This is a genomic window from Desulfosporosinus fructosivorans (assembly GCF_004766045.1).
Lineage (GTDB): Bacteria > Bacillota > Desulfitobacteriia > Desulfitobacteriales > Desulfitobacteriaceae > Desulfosporosinus > Desulfosporosinus fructosivorans.
Map to the genome: position 1 here is coordinate 193,441 of NZ_SPQQ01000005.1, position 24,013 is coordinate 217,453.

26 protein-coding genes and 2 pseudogenes are annotated in these 24,013 nt (G+C 39.8%); 10 read left to right on the forward strand and 18 right to left on the reverse strand.

The features are described from left to right. The first annotated feature begins 228 nt into the window (after positions 1 to 228). Together E4K67_RS15495 and E4K67_RS15500 are read left to right on the forward strand one after the other, a co-directional pair. Entirely contained in the window at positions 229 to 1,605 is a 1,377-nt protein-coding gene (locus tag E4K67_RS15495; RefSeq protein WP_135548258.1) for a uroporphyrinogen decarboxylase family protein, read from the forward strand. Positions 1,606 to 1,809: 204 nt separating this feature from the next. Then, complete coding sequence (locus E4K67_RS15500) at positions 1,810 to 2,727, forward strand: CobW family GTP-binding protein (RefSeq protein ID WP_135548260.1); 918 nt, start codon at positions 1,810 to 1,812, stop codon at positions 2,725 to 2,727. A 285-nt stretch (positions 2,728 to 3,012) separates the two neighbouring features. Here the strand turns inward: E4K67_RS15500 and E4K67_RS15505 are convergent, their stop codons facing one another. From E4K67_RS15505 to E4K67_RS15515, 3 genes and pseudogenes are all read right to left on the reverse strand, one after another. Further along, positions 3,013 to 3,207: a hypothetical protein gene (locus tag E4K67_RS15505; RefSeq protein ID WP_135548606.1), complete on the reverse strand. Its 195-nt coding sequence runs from the start codon at positions 3,205 to 3,207 to the stop codon at positions 3,013 to 3,015. A gap of 75 nt (positions 3,208 to 3,282) precedes the next feature. Further along, positions 3,283 to 3,662, reverse strand: a pseudogene (locus tag E4K67_RS15510) (transposase); the annotation flags it as partial. Positions 3,663 to 3,748: 86 nt separating this feature from the next. Beyond that, positions 3,749 to 4,291, reverse strand: a complete 543-nt coding sequence (locus E4K67_RS15515; RefSeq protein WP_158408489.1) for a tyrosine-type recombinase/integrase — start codon at positions 4,289 to 4,291, stop codon at positions 3,749 to 3,751. 771 nt (positions 4,292 to 5,062) lie between these two features. Here E4K67_RS15515 and E4K67_RS15520 point away from each other — a divergent pair. After that, positions 5,063 to 6,028 (forward strand): DUF4238 domain-containing protein, encoded by a 966-nt coding sequence (locus E4K67_RS15520; RefSeq protein ID WP_135548265.1) that lies wholly within the window; start codon positions 5,063 to 5,065, stop codon positions 6,026 to 6,028. Between the two features lie 439 nt (positions 6,029 to 6,467). Here the strand turns inward: E4K67_RS15520 and E4K67_RS15525 are convergent, their stop codons facing one another. The 4 genes and pseudogenes from E4K67_RS15525 to E4K67_RS15540 all read right to left on the reverse strand — a co-directional run. Beyond that, entirely contained in the window at positions 6,468 to 6,677 is a 210-nt protein-coding gene (locus E4K67_RS15525) for a hypothetical protein (protein WP_135548267.1), read from the reverse strand. Between the two features lie 14 nt (positions 6,678 to 6,691). Further along, a complete protein-coding gene (locus tag E4K67_RS15530) occupies positions 6,692 to 7,030 on the reverse strand; it encodes a hypothetical protein (RefSeq protein ID WP_135548269.1) in 339 nt (112 codons plus the stop codon). A gap of 1,595 nt (positions 7,031 to 8,625) precedes the next feature. After that, a complete protein-coding gene (locus E4K67_RS15535; protein WP_135548271.1) occupies positions 8,626 to 9,153 on the reverse strand; it encodes a hypothetical protein in 528 nt (175 codons plus the stop codon). A 381-nt stretch (positions 9,154 to 9,534) separates the two neighbouring features. After that, positions 9,535 to 10,010, reverse strand: a pseudogene (locus E4K67_RS15540) (transposase); the annotation flags it as partial. A 725-nt stretch (positions 10,011 to 10,735) separates the two neighbouring features. Between E4K67_RS15540 and E4K67_RS15545 the strand changes: the two are divergent. The 3 genes from E4K67_RS15545 to E4K67_RS15555 are packed head-to-tail and all read left to right on the forward strand — an operon-like array spanning position 10,736 to position 13,235. Next, positions 10,736 to 10,975, forward strand: coding sequence for a FeoA family protein (locus E4K67_RS15545; RefSeq protein WP_135548273.1), 240 nt, complete (start codon positions 10,736 to 10,738; stop codon positions 10,973 to 10,975). Positions 10,976 to 11,022: 47 nt separating this feature from the next. Next, complete coding sequence (locus tag E4K67_RS15550; RefSeq protein ID WP_135548275.1) at positions 11,023 to 11,826, forward strand: FeoB small GTPase domain-containing protein; 804 nt, start codon at positions 11,023 to 11,025, stop codon at positions 11,824 to 11,826. Positions 11,827 to 11,834: 8 nt separating this feature from the next. Then, entirely contained in the window at positions 11,835 to 13,235 is a 1,401-nt protein-coding gene (locus E4K67_RS15555) for a nucleoside recognition domain-containing protein (protein ID WP_135548277.1), read from the forward strand. Between the two features lie 154 nt (positions 13,236 to 13,389). Here the strand turns inward: E4K67_RS15555 and E4K67_RS15560 are convergent, their stop codons facing one another. Genes E4K67_RS15560 through E4K67_RS15570 form a run of 3 tightly spaced genes read right to left on the reverse strand, consistent with a single transcriptional unit; the run spans position 13,390 to position 14,500 of the window. After that, positions 13,390 to 13,803 carry a metal-dependent transcriptional regulator gene (locus E4K67_RS15560; RefSeq protein WP_135548279.1) on the reverse strand — a complete coding sequence of 138 codons (414 nt, stop codon included), beginning with the start codon at positions 13,801 to 13,803 and terminating at the stop codon, positions 13,390 to 13,392. 28 nt (positions 13,804 to 13,831) lie between these two features. Further along, positions 13,832 to 14,260, reverse strand: coding sequence for an ABC transporter permease (locus E4K67_RS15565; protein ID WP_243454491.1), 429 nt, complete (start codon positions 14,258 to 14,260; stop codon positions 13,832 to 13,834). A gap of 60 nt (positions 14,261 to 14,320) precedes the next feature. Further along, positions 14,321 to 14,500, reverse strand: coding sequence for a hypothetical protein (locus tag E4K67_RS15570; RefSeq protein WP_135548281.1), 180 nt, complete (start codon positions 14,498 to 14,500; stop codon positions 14,321 to 14,323). A gap of 392 nt (positions 14,501 to 14,892) precedes the next feature. Between E4K67_RS15570 and E4K67_RS15575 the strand changes: the two genes are divergently transcribed. The 3 genes from E4K67_RS15575 (at position 14,893) to E4K67_RS15585 (ending at position 16,874) form a co-directional block, all read left to right on the forward strand. Beyond that, positions 14,893 to 15,408 carry a hypothetical protein gene (locus tag E4K67_RS15575; protein WP_135548283.1) on the forward strand — a complete coding sequence of 172 codons (516 nt, stop codon included), beginning with the start codon at positions 14,893 to 14,895 and terminating at the stop codon, positions 15,406 to 15,408. Positions 15,409 to 15,465: 57 nt separating this feature from the next. Beyond that, positions 15,466 to 16,296, forward strand: a complete 831-nt coding sequence (locus tag E4K67_RS15580; protein WP_135548285.1) for a class I SAM-dependent methyltransferase — start codon at positions 15,466 to 15,468, stop codon at positions 16,294 to 16,296. An 86-nt stretch (positions 16,297 to 16,382) separates the two neighbouring features. Next, entirely contained in the window at positions 16,383 to 16,874 is a 492-nt protein-coding gene (locus E4K67_RS15585; RefSeq protein WP_135548287.1) for an SRPBCC family protein, read from the forward strand. Between the two features lie 699 nt (positions 16,875 to 17,573). Here the strand turns inward: E4K67_RS15585 and E4K67_RS30685 are convergent. The 8 genes from E4K67_RS30685 to E4K67_RS15620 all read right to left on the reverse strand — a co-directional run bounded on the left by E4K67_RS30685 (position 17,574) and on the right by E4K67_RS15620 (position 22,213). Further along, on the reverse strand, positions 17,574 to 17,969 hold the full coding sequence (locus E4K67_RS30685; RefSeq protein ID WP_243454492.1) for a hypothetical protein: 396 nt from the start codon (positions 17,967 to 17,969) through the stop codon (positions 17,574 to 17,576). Positions 17,970 to 18,160: 191 nt separating this feature from the next. Beyond that, entirely contained in the window at positions 18,161 to 18,346 is a 186-nt protein-coding gene (locus E4K67_RS29780) for a hypothetical protein (protein WP_158408490.1), read from the reverse strand. After that, the gene (locus E4K67_RS15595) at positions 18,343 to 18,765 is read right to left on the reverse strand and encodes a C-GCAxxG-C-C family protein (RefSeq protein WP_199242560.1); all 423 of its coding nucleotides are present in this window, start codon (positions 18,763 to 18,765) and stop codon (positions 18,343 to 18,345) included. The genes E4K67_RS29780 and E4K67_RS15595 overlap by 4 nt, the downstream gene beginning before the upstream one ends. A gap of 193 nt (positions 18,766 to 18,958) precedes the next feature. Continuing rightward, positions 18,959 to 19,882, reverse strand: a complete 924-nt coding sequence (locus E4K67_RS15600) for a TIGR01777 family oxidoreductase (RefSeq protein WP_135548608.1) — start codon at positions 19,880 to 19,882, stop codon at positions 18,959 to 18,961. A 131-nt stretch (positions 19,883 to 20,013) separates the two neighbouring features. Further along, entirely contained in the window at positions 20,014 to 20,532 is a 519-nt protein-coding gene (locus E4K67_RS15605; RefSeq protein ID WP_135548291.1) for a hypothetical protein, read from the reverse strand. A gap of 108 nt (positions 20,533 to 20,640) precedes the next feature. Next, complete coding sequence (locus E4K67_RS15610) at positions 20,641 to 20,841, reverse strand: hypothetical protein (protein ID WP_135548293.1); 201 nt, start codon at positions 20,839 to 20,841, stop codon at positions 20,641 to 20,643. 197 nt (positions 20,842 to 21,038) lie between these two features. Continuing rightward, complete coding sequence (locus tag E4K67_RS15615) at positions 21,039 to 21,476, reverse strand: DUF1285 domain-containing protein (RefSeq protein WP_135548295.1); 438 nt, start codon at positions 21,474 to 21,476, stop codon at positions 21,039 to 21,041. Positions 21,477 to 21,631: 155 nt separating this feature from the next. Continuing rightward, positions 21,632 to 22,213, reverse strand: coding sequence for a hypothetical protein (locus E4K67_RS15620; protein ID WP_135548297.1), 582 nt, complete (start codon positions 22,211 to 22,213; stop codon positions 21,632 to 21,634). Between the two features lie 1,153 nt (positions 22,214 to 23,366). Between E4K67_RS15620 and E4K67_RS15625 the strand changes: the two genes are divergently transcribed. Further along, a complete protein-coding gene (locus tag E4K67_RS15625) occupies positions 23,367 to 23,981 on the forward strand; it encodes a TetR/AcrR family transcriptional regulator (protein ID WP_135548299.1) in 615 nt (204 codons plus the stop codon). Positions 23,982 to 24,013 lie beyond the last annotated feature (32 nt).

Sequence of the window (24,013 nt, forward strand, 5' to 3'; positions counted from 1 at the left end):
GACGATTTATCTCCGAAGAAATTGTATCCTGAAAATCCTTTCAAATTGTAGCTTCACAATTTTTAAATCATAATTTATACTTTCGTTAATATCTATCAGAAACTCATCACAGCAAAGACAAAGACGCTGTACCATTTTATCGGAAGTGTCTCTTTGTATACATTGCCCTGCATTTGAGGCGGGGTTCGGTGGATGAATATTCATTTCAATACGTCAGGAGGATACAAAATGGGTAAAGAATTGCTAATGAAGGTGTTGAATCACGAGGATACTAACGGACAGCTTCCATGGATTCCTTTCGCGGGTGTCCATGCAGGAAAGCTAAAAGGTTATTCAGGAAGAGAAGTCTTAACTGATTCCGCCAAATTGATCGAATCTCTGCGTGAAGTATACAAGCTTTATGAACCGGACGGTATGCCAATTTCATTTGACCTGCAACTAGAAGCCGAAATTCTTGGTTGCGAGCTAATGTGGGCTGATTACAACCCCCCCTGTGTTGTGTCTCACCTGTTCGACAAAGAAAAAGGGATTCCCTGCAAATGCAAATTCCCGACTCCGGAATCCGGACGGATACCCGTTGTCTTGGAAGCAATGCGCGTGATGAAAGAAGAAATTGGCGATAAAACCGTGCTTTACGGGTTGATCTGTGGACCATTGACACTCGCCTCGCATCTTCGCGGAAGCGACTTTTTTAAAGATATTAGAAAAGATCCTGATTACGTCGTACAGCTCACGTCCTTTTGTGCCGAGTATGCGCAGAAAATGGCCGACTTATATATTGAAGCTGGCATGGATGTGATCGCTGTTGTCGACCCGTTGGTCAGCCAGATTTCTCCGAAGGTCTTTGCCAATCTGATGCACGAGCCGTTCAAAGCTGTCTTTGACTATATCCGTTTGAAAGGTGTAAAGTCTTCCTTCTTTGTGTGCGGGAATGCTTCTTACCAAATAGAAGTGATGTGCGAGACTCATCCGGATTCCATGGCTGTCGACGAAAACGTCGATATGGTTGCCGCCAAAGCGATTACGGATCGGTATAACATTGCGCTGAGTGGCAACATTCCGCTTACAACCACCATGCTTTTCGGTACCCAACAGGATAATATCAAGGGCGTTCTGGATTTGATCGATAGCATCGACAACAAACACAACCTCATTATCAGTCCCGGCTGTGATATGCCCTATGATGTGCCTCTGGAAAACACAGTTGCCTGTGCTTTGGCTGTCCATCATCCGGATGACGCCCGTGCCATGGTTGTCAACTATTCCGCAAGCGAGTTTGACCAGATTGAAATCGAGATTCCCAATTACGCAGGCATGGATAAAGTGTATATCGAACTGTTCACACTGGATCCGGAACAATGTGCCGCCTGCACTTATATGGTGAAAAGTGTCACCGATATTTTTGATGAGATTAAAGATATGGCTGACTATATTGTATATAAGTACTTTATCAAAGAGGACATTGCCAGAACCGCTAAAATGGGACTGAAAAATCTTCCCACGATGTGCATTGACGGGGAAAGTGTGTACATTTCCATCATTCCCGATAGTGACGAATTAATTGCCGAGATAACCAAACGCTACAATGCCAAGCATAACAAATGAGAATGTGCCGATTTAAGGCATATGAAAGAAAATAACAAGTCATGATGCCCAGGATATTTTGCGTCAGACAAGGAGGTGTGTTCCCCTCATAGCGGGGCTATTAGGGGAACATGCCGACGCAGTATGACACGAAATAGACGGGCAGACTGACTAGTTATTTCCTTGAATGTGCCTAGATATTAGAGATGGAAAGAATGATGCTTTATGACACAACTTATCCTGCTTACAGGCTTTCTGGGTACGGGAAAAACCACGCTTATGGAGCGCTTGCTTCATTACTATAAGGATAGCCCTGTGGGGGTTATCGTCAATGAATTCGGTGAAATCAATATCGATGCCCGTTTGCTGGAAAAAGACGGAATTATTATGCGTGAGTTATCCAACGGCTCAATATTCTGTGCCTGCATCAAAGAGAACTTCATCAAGGCTCTGATCGATATGTCGTCCCAAAACTTCGAATATCTGTTTATTGAAGCATCCGGACTGGCGGATCCCGGTAACATGCAGCAGATTCTGAAGACCATCGACCCATACACTGTTCATCCGTACCACTATTCAGGTTCTATATGTATTCTGGACGGCGAAGCTTTTCTCGAATTGAAGGATCTTCTTCCGGCAGTAGGTCACCAGTTGACCCATGCGGGGGTTGTTCTTGTCAATAAAGAAGATCTGATTTCTTCCGCAATTAAGGCCGAAATCCAGGCTGAAGTACGGAAGGCCAATATCAATGCCCCTATATATTTTACCAGTTACTGCGATATCGATATCAATACATTAGTCATGAATTTGCAGCCCTCAAAATTGGCAAGCCGTGACAGCACCAATACGCCGGAAAACAGGCCGCAGACATTTATCATCAAGGTTCTGCCATCTGTAACAATGCAAGAACTTCAGGGTTTTCTAAATTTCATTGCGCCCATTACTTATCGTATGAAAGGTTTTGTAACCGTGGGAGATACCAATTATTCTGTTAGTGGTGTGCGCTCTCATCTGATGATCATGCCCTGGACCAGAGATATTCCATCTTCCGAAATAGTACTTATTTCCGCTGTTGGGATAGGCTTGACCGGGGCCATAGCTAACGCGATAAAAATGAATGCCCCCAAATCAATAAAGCTATGATGAAATATGCATATACATCGCCCACTGCCCATATTGCAGGCAACTTAAACATAACTACTTGGTACATCTTCTTGCTATTTGAATCCAAGAATTTGACCGTAACCGTTCCATCTGCATTGTTAATGGTCATGAATTATCTCCCATCCGGCACTCCTTTCTCTTTAGAGATTTCACAGTCTTCAGTTTAAAAATTGCCGGTTTTGAGATGGACTAATCTAGATTAGCCAGACCTCAAAACCGGCAATTTTTAATCATCTCCTCGGACACAGTCTCCTCAACATCCTTTCATTGACGGGCCGGTTCCTTCCCCAGTTCCGCCGGCACTGTCTCCGCCAACTGGGTTTGGCTGTCACCACAGCACGCTTTGACCTGCCGGACCGCTTCCGCTACCTGATCCTCATAGTGATGTTGTTTCAATAGTTCTGCCGCAATCTTTTGGCCCAGTTTATCCTGAAGGCTTTGATCCAGGCTCTCCTGCATGATCCTTGTGGAGGGTATCACTTTGCCTTTATCGTGCATATTGAATCATTTGTACTTTTTCAAATACTCTTACCCATCGTAAAAACCGCTCCGTGAGACGTAGAATACCTGGCACATCTTCTCAACCGGATACACGGTTCTAAGTTCCTTTATCATCTGGAACATTACTTCCGGTTGTCTTTGGCGAAGATGGCCGTGGCTTTTTTTAAGATATCTATTGTAAGCTCATGATCTGCAAGTTTCTTGTCTTTGGCTTTTATCTCCGCTTGCAGCTCAGCAATGATTACTTTATCTGGATTTTCACGTATCTTGCTTTCTCCAGTCCATTTCCGTACGGTCTGCTGACTGATTCCAAAATCAGTCACAATACTCCCTACAGAACGCTTTTCTTCACGTACCAAACGAACTATATCTGCCTTGAATTCTTTATCATAACGTTTCCCGTTGTTTGACATAATTTTCGCCCCCTACAGGTTTATTTTACACTAACTTCCCTGTGTCCGGCGAATCGGGTATACGTCATTCTATATTTTCTAGTGAGTCACCATACCAAATCGTTTATCTTATTTTTGACTGGAACTATTTCTAAATACATCATTGTTTTCTTTATGTCTCTATTTCCTAATAGCTCATTCACATCATTGATAGCTAGTCCGTTCATTAAACAATGGAGTGCATAACTATGCCTGAAGCTTGATGGATGACTTCTATCATCAATGAAGTCTGCCTTTTTGCAGGCTTTTTTTACATAATTGAAAGCAGTTCTGCTTGTAAATGGAAACAACGGCCAGTTCAATGGAATAGCATGTGAATTGATAAATCTTTTTAACTCTTCTAAGAAATCTTTCTGCAAAGGTATCTCTCTATTATGATTTGTATCTTTACGGCGCTTACGCGTATTTATAACTACTACACTTTTGGCGTAATCAATATCCTTAGGGGTTACACCTAAAGCTTCAGAAACCCTCGCTCCAGTCCGCCACAGAAACTTACAGAAGATGTATAACTCTGGATCAGATTGTACAGCAGTAAGAATACGATCAACTTCGCCTTTAAAAAAATAGTGTGGATTTGCTTCTTTCATACAAGAGGGCATTTGCATCTATACCTTTCTTAAAAAGAATTCTATTTAAGAAAATATTAACATATATTTCATGTAATTACAACAAATTTCCACATAGAATTTACGGATACTATGTGAAATTGAGTCTATTTTTCAAAACAGGTAGGAGGATTGGTCATGTAACTTATGATCGAATGGTCTTCATAATTGTGTCGTAAGTAGTTTAATTAGGTATTTTTATATCCGCAAAAAGGACGACATAAAAATACCCACTAATTCGAAAATCTCCAAATATAGTGGATATATCTACTCTGTATTTTTCTGTCGCCGGACAGATATAGCTTGATTTTGCCAGCATCAAGTATTGGCATTAACTAAGTTGCTCGGTCATTGGTTCACTCATAACCAACTCTAAACCAACTCTAAACTCAGCCTCAAGGAGCCTCTGTAAGGCTTTAACGTATGATCATCTAATCCATAGAAACCATGACGATTGGCCTTAGTACGTGCATTAGGGACATTTTACTAATGAGACACTTTTTATACAATTCGAAAGTGATTGCTGACCGATTAGACGATTAAGATAAGACTTGCTCAACAAAGATTTAACCTATTTACTTAGAGTCACTTCTGTTGTCATAACAACTATGCGCTAAAATACTCTTTAATGCATAGTTATTATTTATTATATTACTATATATAATAGCGTTATCATCTTTACTTTACTTCTTGCTCCTTGACTTGTTGCACTTTACTATATTCATTCTATTTAATTCACGGAGGTTAGGTTTGATGAAAGATAACAATGGATCAACTTCTTCCACCCTTCCCAATTTTGCTCAAGATTTCATAAATCACCTTGCTGTCATTAATAAGTCAAGAAATACTCAATATGCCTATACCCATGAACTTAGATTGTTCTTTCAATTCCTATGCGATTCTATGCCTACCTTCCCCTCTTCTCCTGAAGGCATAGATGCCTTTGCCCTCTTGGAATCTTTCGCTGCTCCCATTATTAAGCAAATAATCAAAACTGAGCAAATACCCACTAGGGATGGTTTTAATATTCTTATTAACTTTATAGCATTAATGGCCTCAAGGACACCAAGAAGGATAAACCATCGTACTCAACCGCTAGTTGACATAAGTGAAATTATGATGGAAATGAATCTTTCAACAAAAGAACGTTGGCTAAACTTAACCTCGAGGATGATAGCTGATGGTAAGTTACCACCTGAATCTCTTCAGAAACAAGATTTAAATTATGATAAACTTCGCGAATTCTTTAAGTCCAAACGATACACTATGACTGTTAATCAAAATTACAAAATAAAACAGCTACTTGATTCCATCGATATCCTAATACCATTATTGGCAGAACGAAAGTGGTCTTTACTTATCAGTAAAGACATGACAACCACGATGCCTGAACTTGGTGGATTCATTTGTTCTGATAACCCTGTTGCTTTGGTTTCTTTAGATCCACTTCCTCCAATTTATTCACCCGGATTTGGTATGCTGAGAACTGAAGTTACTATCCCATTATCTAAAAATGTTACACTCGTAGGCCGTTTTGAGGGAAAAGGAACTGTAACAGTTATATCTGTAAAAGGGATGGCTGCAATTAATAGCAGAACTGGCATGTACGCAGATCGTTTTATATATCACTCTAACCAAAACTTTATACATGTAAACCAGCAGCAGGGAATTAGTAACGCAACCGATTTTCTCAAATATTGTAAACTTAATTCAGAATAATTATCAGACTTTGTTCTTCTCAACCCACCCAGAAAATCACTTAACTACCCCAGATCTCTTTACCAAGCCGGTACACCCTTCCCCTTCTTCGAATGATCCGGCGACAATTTGCCTCAGTGCAAATTCATATTTCTGGATAAATACGCAACAACGTTATAAATACAAAGTAAACTAAATGCTAAATTCGACGCCCACAGCACCCTTATCACGCTCAACTGGCTTTTCAAATTCCTTTTTGCGGCATGAATTAAATAGATACAAAGTAAGCCAACTCCGACCAGCTTATAATAATGAAGAGCATCATGGCCAACAAAGTAATCTGCTATTGGATTTCCTTCTAACTCAAAGAGTTTGGAAATGCAGTCAGTTATAGTTGGACATTCAACAAAAGGTTTTATTCTATCTTTTGTCTTATAATGGTCTTCGTGAACCTTAATATTTATTCTGTCTTATAGTGTTCTTTGAGAAATTGGCGAACTTGCTTCTCGATTTGTTTAAAATCATCATAAGTTATATTAAACTTACTAAATAGTTCATCCATTGAAACCGATTGTGTATTAATCCCATATCTCGAACTTATAATTAATTTTTGCTTATCGTTTAAGTTACAGTGTTCAATTGCATATATAACTTGGTTTTTATTATACATAATCCGAACTCCTCTTACAGTTTCTCGAATTGGATTTCATCAATTAACCATTTGCCATTTTCAAATTGAATAGAGTATATGATTTTCGAACGAAATTCTCGAACTACTTGGTTTATATCTTCAATTTTTCTATAAGTAATAAATTCTATGCTAGGGCTTTCGGTATCTATTTTATCGAATTTCTCGACCCATCCACTGGATACTACATGAAATTTTTGAACAAAATCAACATCCGATGCAGTACCAAAGTACAATTTTCTAGCTTTCTCTGTAAAATATTTTTCTCCTTCAGAACCTTCGTAAGTCTTCCATGAAAAATTGTTAGAAGCATCAATTGATTCTTTAGTAATCATCACTAAATATTCCTCTGAAGGATGAGTCTGAGAAACTCTAAGACATCCAAAATTAGAAGTTAACAATAGAAGTATCAAAAAATATACACAAGTGTACTTGATTTTATATACCATACCCACCCTCCATAAGTTAAATAGACTCTCGGCATTCGTCGAGGTAGTTAGGACAAGGGTTTCCTTGAACCAACCTTATGGCATTCCTTCCTCTTTTAGTGGGAGGACTTTTACTTTTCATCAAGTTTAACTGGTAATTCGCGAGTGATAAAAAGTATCTTAATTTTCCCGATACGTCTAAAAGAACTTGACATTTCTAAAACGTCCCATGATCGCGTAATGAGGAGTTTATTCCTTTGATTACAAAATTTAGGGTTGATTATTTGAAACCTTATACTGATTTTTTCATGAACTCTATCAGGGTTCCGTCATTCTTCGTCTCCGCCAATAATATTCCGGTGGGATCTTCGTCATTGTCAATAAAGACTGGCCTTTGGTCGTAAAATTCTGGCGAAACGATTTGTCTTATATTACCACACTGCTTCAGTATGGCTATGAGCTAAAGGCCCTGAACCCCGTGATCCGGCTTCTATGCTTCGTTCCTATCTTCTCTTTCTCATGACGAAACCTGAAATCGGTCTTACAGAATAGATTAAATGAGACGGATGTGTCAACACATGGATGCTTGGTATTTTCACCAAAAGGAGAGCTTTGATGAACTTAAATCATTAAAGCTCCCCCAAGCAGGCTAACGGCCTCTTTTAATAAAGTGATGCTGTGACGCTTGTTTGCTCTGTCAATCAATTTTTAAAAACCATAGCACATTTACCGCATTTCACATTTGATATGAGTCAATTTCCAGTTATTTTTTGGCAATTTGCTCATTCCATCAACGAAATTCCGAGACGCTATGTTAGTCAGATTATTAAAAAACAAAACAATGGTCACGAGCTTAATTTTAAGGCACAAGTTTTTCTATTGCGGGGTATCGTCAACATTCTATATTAAATAACGCGAGACATATTCTGGAAGCTCATGGTTGTTTTTTTAATTTTAAAACATTATACCAATAACTTAAGTATACTGACAGTTTCGCTGGCTTACCTGGTTGAGTCGTCTGTTTCTATCTTTCTTGTCCTGATTGGCAATTGTATAGAAGCTGATAGAAGCCCGTTTTGGTGTCATGTTTGAATCGCGGACTCGTAGTCGTAGGTCACCGTATTGCCATCGTGATCGTCGCGGTAATCTCAGGTTCTTGTAGTCGCGATCACAAGCGTACTTACCGCAATTTGTAATCAAGTTGCGGCACTATCGGCACAAATTGGTGCCCACGATGCTTGGTAGGAAGCTAAGGTCTATCGAGAAAATGTGGCTACTGAGAGAAAAAAATGAGAAACAGCCTTGGTAGAAGAGTTTTTGAAGCCTATTAAACCGGCTTGTTTCCCCTTTGGTATTAAGTTTTTAGTGTTATAATATAACCCTCTGGGTTTCTTAAGGACAGTAAAACAATTAAACCGTTACGCCGTCTCGCCGTATTGATGAGCTTCTGGTTCTAGTGATGCCCGTTTAAACAGTGTTTTCTTTAATTTTAATAAAGTTAGTTATTCATATGTATCATCAACATATTGTTTTGCACTATAGCACGTATTAGACCAGTAGCTAGGAATAATGTTTGATGGAAAATATGCCTTAAAATAATTCTTGCTGCGATAGTAGCCCCAAGATAATTCTCTGTCGAAATATGTTGGTGTTACTAAGGTTTTACTATTATCGGAATAAACTGTAGTTTGAACTTTTTCATTTGACCAACTTGATCCGACAGCTGACATATACTGTTCCGTTTCTTGAATAGATGCAGAAATCCATGTATTTGCGGACGTAATTTTACCTGAATAATAAATAGCATCGTTGGAAGAATTTATAGCTATAAATGACCCAGCAATATTAGCTCCTACGGCATTTGGAGATATCTCCTCTTTTCCAGGGTTAGTATTATTTAGAGTTGGTGTTTTCTCTGAAGTAACAGAATCTTCTTGAATAGGCATTTTTTCTGAAGCAGAAACTATTATTACATTGCTAACTAAAAGAGTGAAGGTCATAAGTATAATAATTAACCTTGTCTTTTTCATGAAAACAGTCTCCCCTTTCTTCCTTTTTTAGTAATGAAATCAAATGCTTAATCTCACGTAACGGCATATCGTTTCTTGAATCACCTCCTTTAATTGATATCCTAAAGACTTACTTTAAACCTGTTCCAGTTATTTCTAACATTACTACTATTTATTATTCTATCATAAAATTATTAAAATATTTGTATATATATGTAACAATACCCTAAATTTATTTTTCTTACTACATCTTACCTAATTTCAGGAACAAAGTAGGACTATTTTTGTGATTGCAAAGGTTCTATAGCACTACCACGTACTCCACGTGCCCTGTCACGATGAAAGGGATATATTTGTAAGACCTAATTAGGGATTACTGAACAGAACGCATTTTTTCAGATTCTAAGCTAAAATTAGGTTTTCACGATTGAAAAACATCGCTTCGAAAAATAGGCACAAAAGATCCCTGAGACGTTTGCTCAGGTTCATAATAATAAACTGTAATCCTATGACCGTCTCGCTAGTTTCTTTAAGACGCGCCATGATACGGCCCAGACCATCGTTTACCTTCACCAAATTTGCCTTCGACTGCATTTCTTATCCCTGCTTCTTGCTTCTCTAGGCGCCTTTGCTCTAAACGTTCCTTTTTATCTTCTGGTGGTCTGCCAAGTCTTGGCCCATTAAGCCGAATGCCATGAGCTTTGCAGTACTGCAGATTATCTCTATTTCTATAAATTTTATCGGCAATCACAGATTCGGGATAATTCCCAGTGCGCTTCATATAGGTTTCCACGGACTCGATCAGGGTTTTTCCCTCATTAAACTTCCCAGCTCAATTTCTCGATCCAAGCGTATCCATTGACGACGCTTATGGCCAAAGCCTCGGTCTCTCTAACATCTGGCCTTTGCAAAACAATCATTTCAATATTCGCAGTCATCGTCTTGATAAAGCTCTGCCTGTCTTCACAGATTCCGTTGAACATCCGTACAAAGGCATGCATCAAAACATTCTCATCGACCGCTTTGGCTCCACAGGCATCCTTGCCGTCCATTACGTAGGTTTTACACTGCCATACAACTTTCTTTGATGCATTCGTGCTGTTCCAGTGCAGCAATTTAGCCTCTGAATTATTTTCACAAACCCTTATTGTTAATTTCAATTATTTTGTGAATTACTCTCCTATTTGTCTAATTCTCCTCAAAAAGGGTTTGACTGTGGTTGAGGCTAAAGTGCTGCCTATAAACGGCTTGTCCCAAATACGAAAACGTTGTCGTATTTGGGACAAGCTTGGGTTGTATAAAATCAAAAAAAGCGGTCCGCAAATAATAACCTTCGGACAAGCAAAATCATAGACTATACGGACAAGCCGAAATTCAACAGAGTAGGCATTCTTTTTCAACATAATCATGAGCAGCTCCAGATTTGTTTGGGGCTTCTTTTTGTTGGTCCCAATTATTAATTATGAAAAAATTACCAAACAGTCTGATGTAACTTTCCGCTCCCCAGTTTAATACTGTATTTCAGACCCTCAGCTATCCACAAAAAAGGAATTAGTCAAAAGTTGCCTTTGTCTAACAATCCTTGAAAGGAGAGTTATGTAAAATGAAAATGTTATCTGTGCCCTTATCCACACTAAAGCCAGGTGAAAAATCTAACGTTGTACACTTGGACGTAATAGGCTTACTCCGTCGACGAATCCTTGACCTTGGCATTGTCCCAGGCACCGTTCTTACTTGTATTGGGAATGCCCCGGCCGGAGACCCAATCGCTTATTTAGTCCGCGGTACCGTAATTGCCTTGCGCAGTGAAGACGCTAGCCTGATAGCCGTGGAACAAGTATAGAGAGGACCTTACCAGCTTGATTATAAAAATTTCTTAGGGGTGAAAACATGAAATTGAAACTTGGAGACCATTCTAACGCGCTGAATGATCATAGTCGCGTTATGAGAGAACAGTTTGGAATTAGAACAACCGGCGAACAATACGTGATAGCACTCGCCGGAAATCCAAACGTCGGAAAAAGTACTGTGTTTAATGCGCTGACCGGTTTACATCAACATACGGGCAACTGGCCAGGAAAAACAGTGGATAATGCGCAAGGAAATTACTCCTATCGGAATAAATCTTTTTTACTGATTGATTTGCCTGGTACTTACTCCTTACTAGCCCACAGCGTTGAAGAAGAAATTGCCAGAAACTTTATCTGCTTCGGTCAACCCGATGCAACCATTGTCGTAATTGATGCGACTTCTCTTGAACGCAATCTTAATTTAGCCCTCCAAGTGATGGAGATTTCCTCAAAGGTAATTATTTGTGTAAATTTGATCGATGAAGCAAGGAAAAAGAAACTTAGCATCAACTTCGGCGAACTAGAAAAAGAACTGGGTGTACCTATTGTTCCCACGGCAGCAAGGAATGGAGAAGGGCTATCAGACCTACAAAAGGCGGTTTACTCAATGGTCGTTGAGAAGAAAAAGACCTGGCCGAAACAGATTCCCTATTCTGAAGAGGTTGAACAGGCAATTAGTGCACTTCTACCAAAGGTTGAAGCGCTAAGCTTGGCGAGCATAGTAAATCCAAAATGGTTGGCTCTTCGTCTTTTAGATAGTGACGTTTCATTTATCGAGACCATCAGCCGTTATGCAGCAACACAACCTCAAAGAACAGTGGCCTCACAACGGCAAGGGGGTTAATTCACACTATGAGCATCCTCAATCCGCTGGATCCACTTCTGAAGATTTACTCAGATACTGAATCGGTCCGTTCGTCTTCAGGAACGCCCATCGCAGACCGTGTTGTTACAGATATCTTCGCTTACACTGAAAAGCTCACCCAACGGGTAGTATTACGGGAAGACTGTCTACAGAATAGTTGGCAGGATAAAATCGATAAAATTGTTATCTCTCGTGTGTTTGGGTATCCACTTATGTTACTCTTGTTAGGCGCGGTGTTTTGGCTTACCATCGCTGGAGCGAACGTACCCTCGGCAATGATTGCATCAGTTCTCTTTGCCTTTCAAGATGTTCTTACCCATTGGTTTCAGCTGGTTCAGGCCCCTGCCTGGCTGCATGGCGTGTTGGTCTTAGGTATGTACCGTACCTTGGCCTGGGTTACCGCTGTGATGCTTCCCCCAATGGCCATCTTTTTCCCTTTGTTTACTCTCATGGAAGACCTGGGTTATCTTCCACGCGTAGCCTTTAACCTTGATAATATGTTTAAGAAAGCAAATGCTTGCGGGAAACAATGCCTGACTATGTGCATGGGTTTTGGCTGTAACGCTGCTGGGGTCGTGGCTGCACGGATTATTGATTCTCCTAGAGAACGTTTGATTGCCATCCTGACCAATAACTTTGTTCCCTGCAATGGACGTTTTCCCACACTCATCGCCATCGCTTCGATCTTCATGGCCAGCACACTTTTCTTGTCGCAATCACTACTAGCGGCTGGCATGATAACGCTCTTAGTCCTGCTTGGAGTAGCGTTTACCTTCGTAGTATCGTGGGCCTTGTCCAAAACGATTCTCAAAGGAGAACCCTCATCGTTGGTGTTGGAGCTGCCTCCATATCGCTTACCCAAGGTCGGTGCCGTTTTCTATCGTTCCCTGATTGACCGCACAATCTTTGTGTTGCGCCGGGCGCTTGTAGTAGCCGCCCCCGCAGGAGCACTCACGTGGATTCTGGCAAATGTCTACATCGGCGACGTCAGTGTCATTGCCTCTATCGCCGGGGTTCTTGATCCTATAGCCAAGGCCATTGGTCTGGATGGTTTTATCCTTATGGCCTTTATCTTAGGCCTACCTGCCAATGAAATCGTAGTACCCATCCTACTCATGTCCTATCTTGCCACAGGGCAATTGACTGAGTTTGATAGCTTATTCGAATTGAAAAAAGTTCTGCTTGCTAACGGATGGACTTGGCTAACCGCCTTCAACACGATGCTCTTTGCTCTACTCCACTGGCCTTGTGCGACAACCTTACTCAGCATGTACAAAGAAACAGGAAGTAAAAAGTGGACCTTTATGGGTTTCATGATCCCTACTGTGATCGCGTTCTCAGTATGTTTCATCATAGCTCAGGTAGCATACCTTTTAGGCTTAGTGTAGTTTAAATGGCAATGTTATTGGTGGATATGTATGAGAGTTAGTATTTAAGCAATTAAGCTAGTATTTCCTACTTCAGGAAAAACTAGCTTAATTGCTTAAATAACGTTGGTTACGAAAATTAGTTATTAACTCCTGGATTAAAAAACATTTCTAACTATTCTTCTGAATTCATGAAATCGTTAAAGGCTTGTTGCCAAAAGGGATTGTCTTTCATGAACTCTACCAGAGTTTTGATGGCATCGATCGTTGCTGTTGAAAGGTAATGTTCCATAGCTTCGGCCTCGGCAGCAAAGTTACATTTGCTACATATTAGAGCAAGAAACTCCTGCAGCAATTGGTTCCTCGTTACTAAATAGTACCCAAATTCTTTGCCTTGATCGGTAAGCTTAATCTCACCATATCGTTCGTACTTTATGTAACTCTCGTCTCTCAATTTATAGAGGGCTTTAGTGACTGATGGCAAAGCAACTTGAAGCCTTTTACTGATGTCCGTCACCCGAACCGTATCCAGCGATAACGAAAACCGGTATATCTCCTCTAAATAGTCCTCCAAGCTGGGTGTTAGCATGTACGACACTTCCTTTGCTTCACCTTAGTTACCATCCTATGCCCATTTGAGCTAAGAATTCCATAACAGACAGCTTATTGAACCATACCTTGAAACAGAGCATTTTGGACAGTACAATTTGTGATCTGGATACGGGCTTGGCAAGCAAATCCTTAATCGTTTTATCTGTATACTCTCGACCAAATACCCATGCAGCGATAAATGTGTATCCGATAAGTCCCAGTGCGGCAAGACCACTAAGCAATTCTGTTAAATACATTTGCCAATTGATATCACCCGTGTTACTGGACAAAATAGTTCCAACTCCCATCATGATTGGCCCAAATGCAAAAACAAGAAACACCAGCCAAAATACATTAGCACGGATAATCTTACGAATTTCACAATATAGAACAGAAAAAGCCGAGAAAATTTCACCAGTGCCATCATACCCGCTGAAAGGAAGAAGGTCTATCATTCTCTACTAAAAGAAGATAGCCTTCTTTGTTAACACTTGCCAAGAATCTTTTACAAATGATTAGATAAAGAGAGCCGCAAGTAGTAGTGTACTTACCCCAACTTCACCGGTTCCTGCATATCCTGCATATCCTCCATATCGCCCCAACTGAGAATGTCCAAATAGTCTTGTATTTACTGGGCGACCAAGACCACCATAACCACCTAGTCCGTTCCAACCAACAACACGCCCTCTAAACATACAGTTACTCCCCCCTTGCCATAATACTTTTCTCTCAGCAAATATCATTTGTGTCACATCACAAACCTGTTCGTAATCGTCCAACCAGCTATACAAGCCTACATTACTATATGTTTATTACAAATATTTTGAGACAAAAAAGTAGATCTTTTCAAATTAGGAGTTCGTACAACCAAACAGTTATCCGACTACTCCGATAAAGGTTCAATACTTGCCGGGATAAGCATTCTTCAATCTAAAATCGGATAAAAACTCTTGAACTTGCTCCTCAAAAAAATGAGTAATGTGGTTCTTATGTAGCGAAACTATATAGCCACGAATACCTTGTTGTATCCATCTATTTCCATTAGTTAAAGAAGAGCTAATCTAAGGCAAAAAAAGGAGAAACGAATATGTTTGGAAATCAACAAGCCATGCCACAACAGAATCAGAGCTTTCGACCACCGATTGCTCTCGGACAATTCGGTGGGGGTAATTATTCTCCGATGTTTGGCCGGGGACTTCAGAGATTTCTGCCCATGATGGGAGGGCAAGGAGGTTTGCCGATGCCGCCGGGACTTGGCCGAATTCTGAATGGTCTCGGAGGAGGTCTGGGTAGAAGTATACCCTGGGCTAACGGAATACCAGGAGGAAATCCAGGTTGGGGGGCTGGGCCACAAAGTGCGGGTGGTCAGGGCTACGTTGCTCCAGACTATCCACCTCAAGGCTTCGGTCAGCAACAGCTACAGCATCCTATGCCACCAGCTCAAGGTTACCCGCCCCAAGGCTATCCTCTCCAAGGGTACGCACCTCAGGGAAATAACCAAGGGTATGGGGGACAAATGCCCGTCCAGCCTGCCTGGGAACAACCTAAAAAAGGTGGAATCAAAGGTTTTATCAGTAATCTTATGACTAAACGGAAGAGATAGCCTCTAAGTAGTTTTTATCTTAAACTCTAGTAAACCTGAGAGGAATGCATTCAGGAAATGGGAGAAACCAAGAAAGTAGAAAATATGACCTATTTTGAGTTACTGGCTTGGCTAGGTATCGGTAGTTCCCACCCTGGGGGATTCTTTACCACTAAGCAAACGTTAGACACTATACAAATAAAGTCCGAGGACTATGTCCTTGACGCTGGATGTGGTAGCGGCCTGACCACTTGTTATCTAGCTAAAACAACCGGATCTAGAATCATAGGTGTCGATATCAATCCCTTGATGATTGATAAAGCATTCCAAAGGGCAGAGAAAGAAAGAGTATCCCATTTGGTCGATTTTAAAGTAGCCGATGTTTATTCCCTGCCCTTTGCAGAAAACTTTTTTGATTGGGTCATCACTGAATCTGTTACAGTATTTTTAGATAAGGTGAACGTATTTCGGGAATTCTACCGAGTCCTTAAACCCAAGGGCCAAGTCGCTGACCTTGAAATGACTTTGCTTAAAGAATTACCCACTAATCTCCAGAAACAATTGAAGGAGTACTACGGTTCGGGCACCGACCCTGTGTCCATTGAGGAATGGTGTAATTCTTTATCTCGGGCGGGATTTGAAGGTGTAGAGATCAAAAATCCACAACTTCTGAAAACTGACAATCTGGTAGCAAGCGAACTCAAAAGAGATTGGCTGCTCTACAAAGACCTCGACGATAAAATAAAGAAACAGCCCGGCTTACTACCCAGATTGCAGAGAAGTGCTGACTTCATTAAGAAGAACCAAAGCTATGTTGGATTTGGACTTCTCTATGGGCGGAAACCCGTAGCCACTCCCACTAAATTTGTGCTGAAGGAATGGTTACGGAAAAAAACATTCCGCAAATAGGGTATATTTTCTCCGCCCTAGTTGCTTCCATTTACACCAAAAATGTCCCCTGACCCGCTTATTTTCAACCAAATAGGAGGAGTGCTATGAAAATTACGAGCAAGTTTTATATAACCGTTCCACTGGCAGAAATCTGGGAGATTATTTTCAATCCTTACAATATTGGCAAAACAATTCCCGGTTGCGAATCCGTCGAGTTAATAGATGATAACACTTATTTAAGCCTGGTAACTATAAAGGTTGCTAACATTAAGGCTCGCTACAAGCTAATAAGCAAAATTGTGGAACAGTATTCGCCCTTTCGCATTGTCACTTATACAACATGGGAGGGCATTGGTATTACTAGCAAAGTTAGTCAGTCCACTACCCTTCAACTATATGCCTCCAATTATGACTCTACGGAAGTTGCCATTGATTCAGAATTAAATCTAACAGGAACCATAGCTAATCTTACTGCCAGGATTATGCGGGCTAAAATAGAAAGCATAGCCGAAGAATGGAGTCAAAGGTTGAAGGCGTTAATCGAGGAACATTGTCAACCCATAGAAAACGTTAGTGTCTACCTTGCATCCCTATGAGGACAACCATAGCTTCCTCTAGGATTTCTATCAATCACTTTTATGTATATCAGCATGGGACTGTTGGTCTGATACACCAGTAGTCCCTATATAGCATAATTGGCATGCATATTACCATTAATTACATTTCACAGTCTCAAGGGTCCCCGTACATTCCGAGGAACATATCCCCTAAATATTTCCTGAAACATGTTCCTTGGACAACAATTTACCTATATAAAAGAACAGTAGGCACATGAGGGCTCGTGCAATTGGATTAACCGGAAACCGGTTTATCCAATTGCCAAATACATTCTTCTATAAGTGAGGTTCCATGTTCTGCTTTAGTTGATCAAATTAACTATCGAGATCTTCTAAAGCAGATTCTAGGAGCAAATTTCATTAATTTAAAGAGTTGATCAGAAGAAGTGATTCCCATTTCAGCTAAGAATTTTTGCATTCTCATTGGCATTGGGCGAGACTGGTTCAAAAATCCCTCCCCAATAGATACGTAAATAAACAATCCCTTTTCTAGACATTTTTTTTTGCCCTCAATGCTAAAGCCTTCAAAAACTCGCCAGGAGTTCGAAGTCCACCGGCTACAAGTACTGTAAATTCTTGCCTCGCTGTTTTGAAGCATAAAAAAAGGGATTGAAGTAACCCAAGCAATTTCTGTTTGCTGAGGTCATCCTTTAAAGAAATATAACCATCTGATAGCTTCTACCCAAGTATAGATTTTAACCCAGGTTCTTCTGCTTTCTGTTGAGAAACAATGGCAATAATAATTATCCCAATCAGTAATATCCAGCTTCCGATAGTAACAAGCAGTTGAGGCCTGATTTCTTCTTCGTTGGACTTAAATATTTGTTTATATATCAGATCCCTAAATCGGAACGCATTGTTAAATGCTAATATTGCAATGCCAGCACCCCGTACCCAAGCAGATATTGCTGTTATTTTAGTTGGATCAATACTATCCGCTTTCATTCCCAATCTCTTAAATATTTCAACTCTCTCTGATTGTAAACAGGAGATAACAAGAAGAATATATCCAATTGTCGCAGTAACACTGCCGACTTCAGCAATTTTTATATAAACCAGTTCATCTGTTGTCATTATTTGGACCCACCAATCTTTATATTCTACTACGCTATTGTATGTACCGAATTTTATCTGGTCACTATCACTTTGGTTTGCTTTTTGTCTTCAAATATTAATCAGGTACTCCCTTAGTAGAGGCAATGGGATTTATTAGTAAGATTGGGTATAGAGTTCACACCCCTTCAAGAAGGACAGGGAAAAGCCCCCTAGACAGGGTTTATATTTAAGCGACCAGCTGCCTGTTCATCTGCTAGCATTGAAATCACTGTACCATAACCCGTAAGAATAGCTGGTCTGAACTTATTAAATTCTGATACTAATTCATATATTGGGGTGTGTACAAAGGATTCAGATCCATATTGAGCCATCCATTTAGGGTACAAACTTATCAATCATCAATCTTCTTCAAAGAGTTCAAATAATTCAGGGTGAACATAATTGCTTTCTTCGTCATTTCTTCACATAAGTGTGGTGGATTTTCAGGTTTAAATCCTTGTGGCCTTAGAACTCTACAATCTAAGCTCCCAAACTCTATTTCGAATCCCTTCGCGAACTCATAGCACGTATTCACAATATCCCTAAATTCCAAGCTCTTTTCTTTTCCTAAAATTCCAATAAACATTAATGCGCCACTAACTAGTCCGCACTGAGCTCCATACCCACCAGCTCCAGGCATTCCAATGCCTGCATTAACAATTTGTGAGCATAGATTAATATTATATATTTCTGAAAGAGTCAGTAACGATGTAATGGCACAGTTCAAGTCATCATTCCAATAATAGCTATGTACTTTATAGTTTATAAACTCCATATATTGAATATCTAGCTCCCCCTTAAAGATGCGTATTGATATTTATGATTTACTTAAATACTTTTATCATCAAGCGGATTTGGGTCCCTTTCCTACTAAAATAGAATCTGTGAAATATGGATTAATGGGAAGTTAAGTAGTTGTTATAAGACTACGAATTATGTCTTTTATAAGCACTTTCATCGTTCATCTTCTAGACGCCCTTCTGATTTCCTAGAGCATACTCTAGAGCAGACCTTAATTCAAAAAACCTAAATTCAAAACCTGCACCGAGAATTTTTTCTGGAATAGCCCGTTGACCGTACAATAACATTTCTGCCATTTGTCCTAATGCGATTTTCAATAAGCGTTCAGGAACTGGTAGCCAAGATGGTCTTTTTAGGACTTCACCTAACACCTTGGAGAAATCTCTCATTCTTACGGGAGTTGGTGCAGTCGCATTTACGGGACCGATTACTTCCTGATGTTCAATTACAAATCTTATCATACTGGTTAAATCTTTAATGTGTATCCACGAAAGCCATTGATTTCCTGTGCCCAGCGGGCCACCTATGAAGAATTTAAACGGCATTACCATTCTTTTGAGAGCGCCTTCGTTTCCTAATACTACGCCAATCCGTAAAGTTACGACTCTAGTAAAATTGTTTTGAACCTTGTTTGCTTCTTTTTCCCAAGCACGGCAAACTCCAGCTAGGAAATCCTGCCCCGCTTTTTCAAGCTCAGTTATCTTATCATCCTGACGAGGACCATAATATCCAACTGCTGAGGCGTTAATTAGAACTTTTGGTTGCATGGTGCGATTATTTATTGCAGCAACAATTGCACTAGTAGTTCTAATCCTACTTGTCAAAATCTCCTGCTTTATTGAATAAGACCATCGACGATTGCCGATTGACTCACCCGCCAAGTTTATAACTACGTCAATGTCGTGTAACTCATACATAGAAGATAGAGGAGAAATATTGTCCCATTCTATTACCTGAACATTATCTCCCAAGCTGTTGAGGGTTTTTTGACGATTCCTCGATACAACGGATACCTGATAACCGTTTGCGAGTAACTCCTTAGTTAAGTTTCTTCCTACAAAACCCGCCCCGCCAAAAATTAAAATTTTTATCTTTTCCACCTCCAAACTATGTTATTGTTCATTTTGCAAAAACCAATCCTTTGTCTTTCTATTCTTCTCTCCCCTCTACTTTGATGTGACTTTAAAATTCCCTCATATCTAACAAGTGGCACAATAATCTATCATGAATTATTGTCCCTTTTCAATCCCGCAGTTCTCATCTTTTTTAAGAAATTGACCAAACCCTGTGAACCAAGAAAGATTCCTAATCCAACGAGAAACTCAGTTATTAACCCTCCCGATACAAGTAGTCTTAACCTTGTAGAATTAGGAAGCCCACTCATAGAATTAATATTTATTAACGTTGATACTAACTTTGGCAATGAATTTCCGAGAAAGAAAAGGCCGAGAACAGAAAAAGATATTCTCTGTATATCACTGGCTGTTATACCCGAAACCTCGTATGTATGCTTTCCCCGTGCAACCATAATTGCAGATAATTTATCAGAAAGAATCCATAGTAAAACTCCAAAGAGAATATAAACTAATGAAAAAATAATATTGATAAAGCTTTCATTAGCCACATGGTTCGGTATTCCGAATGAGACAGTAAGTACACTGAACAATGCATTAATCCCTAGAATAATTATGTAGATTCCAAGAACTTTACAAGCTAAGCTTGCGACCTCACGATTACTCACTATTCTTTCCCCCTTTTCCCAATAAAGTCGGCGTATAAATGGCTCAAAGACTCCCCACAGTTTAAGACGTTGGGGCCATGCATTCATTGCAGGAAAATACTGCCCACTTCAACAGTGTACCTTAAGATATGTGAGAACTTTCTTTTCAATTTCACGAACCTGTTCCCGTCTTGCTCCAAACCTCAACTCAATCTCATCTAAACTCGTGGTTAATCCGTCCTCTATTCCGAATCTAACCTTAATTATTTTGCCCTCACTTTCGTCTAAACAGTTCTCGATTGCGTCCACAATCTGCTCACGTGAATACAATTAAAATTTCCCCTTTACTGAAAGCTTTATATTATCAGCCTGTCCCAAATACGAATGCGCTTACGATTTTTGGACAGGCATGGGCTGTAAAATGGTGGTCGCTGAAAGTTCCGCCAACCACACTACTCAGAACTACCCCTAAAGGAGCTGCTCACCCTTAGGAAAGCCTTGAACTGTGCGAAGAGCTCATTTTCCCGTCATACTATCTCTTCAACGCGCCATTCGTTATCGCCGTATTTGATAAAATAATAACCATCCCGCTCGATCGCATTTTTACATAACTCACAATAAGAAGGACGAGACAGTTTCGTATCATGCTGCCAGAACAGAGAGATGTAGGGGATATTGTTTTTCATGATAATATTACCCAGGGGTAGGGGGAATTTTCGTCCATCATAAAGCTGTATCATAAGCCGACCACTCTGCTCGGTTATCGATTGAACGAAAAAAGGAGCATCCTCCACCCTCACAGGGTACAATTGATCCTGCCAATCTATATGATATTTATCATAACCATCTTTTTTTAGACCGGAAGCAAATAACATAATAATCTCTTTTTTGATCATAAGCACGCCATCTGCGTACCACAGTCCATCCTTATCAATAAAAAGTTCGAGGGCGCGTAAATTATCCACGATATTGCCTCCTGCATGTAATACTAATTTATGAAACTATTGTAAATCCATAATTGTGTCCATTTTATTCGACCCTTAAGTCACTTTTTTTATTTGGTCGGTAGACAGATTAAAGCATTTATAGGTTTAGTCCACCCAATAACGCCTTAACTGCTTCAGTTCCTCTGAATCTTAGATAACCTTCCTAGCAACAATATTATTCCGGATGCTATTACACCTGAAGATACTCTTGTGGCAATATCAGATACTACCGCAAGTGAGTTTTGTATCAGGGTTGGATCATCTTTGTTCTTTATCTGTTTTAGAGCCTTATTAATAAGTTGTTTCACAAGTTCAGCATCATCTCCAAACTCACTATTAAATGATGAGTCATTGAATTTCTTATTAATTGCATCTAAGACCTTAGATGCTTTTTCATAATTAAATACTTGATTAATAATCGTTACAGGAAAATCTTTTGAACTCATTGAAAATCCAGTCGCGTTATCTCCAATACTACCAATAATAACTGAAGCTCTTGAATTCTTCGAGGCTTCTACTTGTTCATCATGTCTTCTTAAATCTTCTTCAGCTTCCTTTTTCCTATGCTCAATGAAACTATCAATACTTTTATTATAATTTTCCAGAAATTCATTATGACTTTTTTGATAGGAAGGGGTTGTGTTGATGGTAGACAATAACTTTGAAGTATCAAAACCCTCTAAGCCCTTTATCTTATTAAAGGGATCATCTGTCATAATAAACACCTCTTTCTTCTCTCGGCTCCTCTTTCGGTGGCTGACATCACATATGATTTACAGATTAGACCCACCCGGAAAATCACCTAACCACTTTACTTCTTCTTTGGTATGCGTTACACCTTCTCCATATTCGAATGATCTGTTGATCAATTTAGGTTAACATGGGGAGTCAAAAGGAGCTCAAATCAAATTTCTTGCTAGATCCACTGGAGATGTCCTTAACCCTCAACCGTAAATTCCACAATAAATGATTGCTCCTTATATGGACGGTTTGGAACAATATCCTCGGGAGGCCATAACCCTGCTGAAAAACGCAACTGAAATTTATGCCTCCATTGCCTGTCCTTTCCGTTACTTTATTCACAGAATATGTGGCAAATCTCACGAGGGTGACAAACCTTATAGAAACGGCCTGTCCAAGAATCGTATACGTGTACGATTCTTGGACAGGCCTGTCAGCATCCCTTTATAATCAATTTCACACGTAATGCAAGTAACCTTTTAATTAATAAGGCATTATGTAATAGATTGGAGAATCCTCTTTTTTTACGGGATCTCCATATACCATAAAAATTAAACCTTCTAGGCTTCTACCCTTTATCAAATGTAAACCTTCGTCATTAAGTGCATATAGATTATCTCCTGGGCCTATAGCGCTTGATGAATAAAAATTAACATTATAATACGAATAATCTCCTTTGGGAAATGTTATCCGTTTTTGTACTTATCAAATCTTGTTAAGACTTCTGTTGCAGATGGCCCTATTTGGTGAGTATCAATTGCAGTCTGCTGTCAATTCAAACCCGCTTGCCATACTACGCTATATCCTACTAATGCGTCACATAATATGAATGCGTTTTGTTACACTTAACAAGATTTCAACAACTTTCTTAAAATACCTGCCATAATACCATTATTTAAATAAATGCCCTTCTTTCAGAACGTTAAGAACGCTCGTTTTTGGCTATAGTGACTCCCGTATGAGTAATTGAATCTGAAGAGAACTCATACAAAATTTTCTTAAACCATGAGTATATCGAATGATCGTGCCATGGTAGATTAGTATTTTACCTATTGACATTTTAATGGCATATAGGCATAATTAAATATAGGTAGACTATATCTAATATATGGACTGGAGGGAACTTGGATGTCCGAAGGAAAATCTAATCGTCGCGCTTACACTAGCCCCCTGCGTTGTAACCAGAAGGAAAATACGCGGGATCGTATTTTAGATACAGTGGCGGAGATCATCAGTGAAGGGCGCATCCTTGACTTTAGTGTGAAGGATGTAGCTGTCCGTGCTGGCATCTCTTACGGTACGGTTTACCGTCACTTTCCGACGCGGGAATCGTTTCTGGAGGCTCTATATGAAATAGCCTCAGAAATTATGGATCAGAGTTCTCCTTTTAATCCGCAATCGTTGGATGATATCCCAGCTATGGCAGAGAAGACATTAGAGATATTCGAGGAAAGGGCAACCCTTGTACAGGCTTTCACGATAGCTTTGTATGCTAACAATGTTAAACCTAAAAGCAGGCACCAACGAGATCATAAAATACAGGAAATGGTAATGGAAAGAAACTCTCGCTTGTCTTTAGGAGCTGCTAGGCAGATTACTGCAATAATTTCCAACCTCTACAGTTCTCTAACTTGGGCAACTCTCAGGCAGAGGTATGGGCTTAACTCTAATGAAACGGCTGATGCACTGAATTGGGCATTGCAAACTTTGATTAAAGATATAACGCGTCACGAGGAAGATTAAACCCCGGAAACTATTTGTGGGATAAGGGCGAT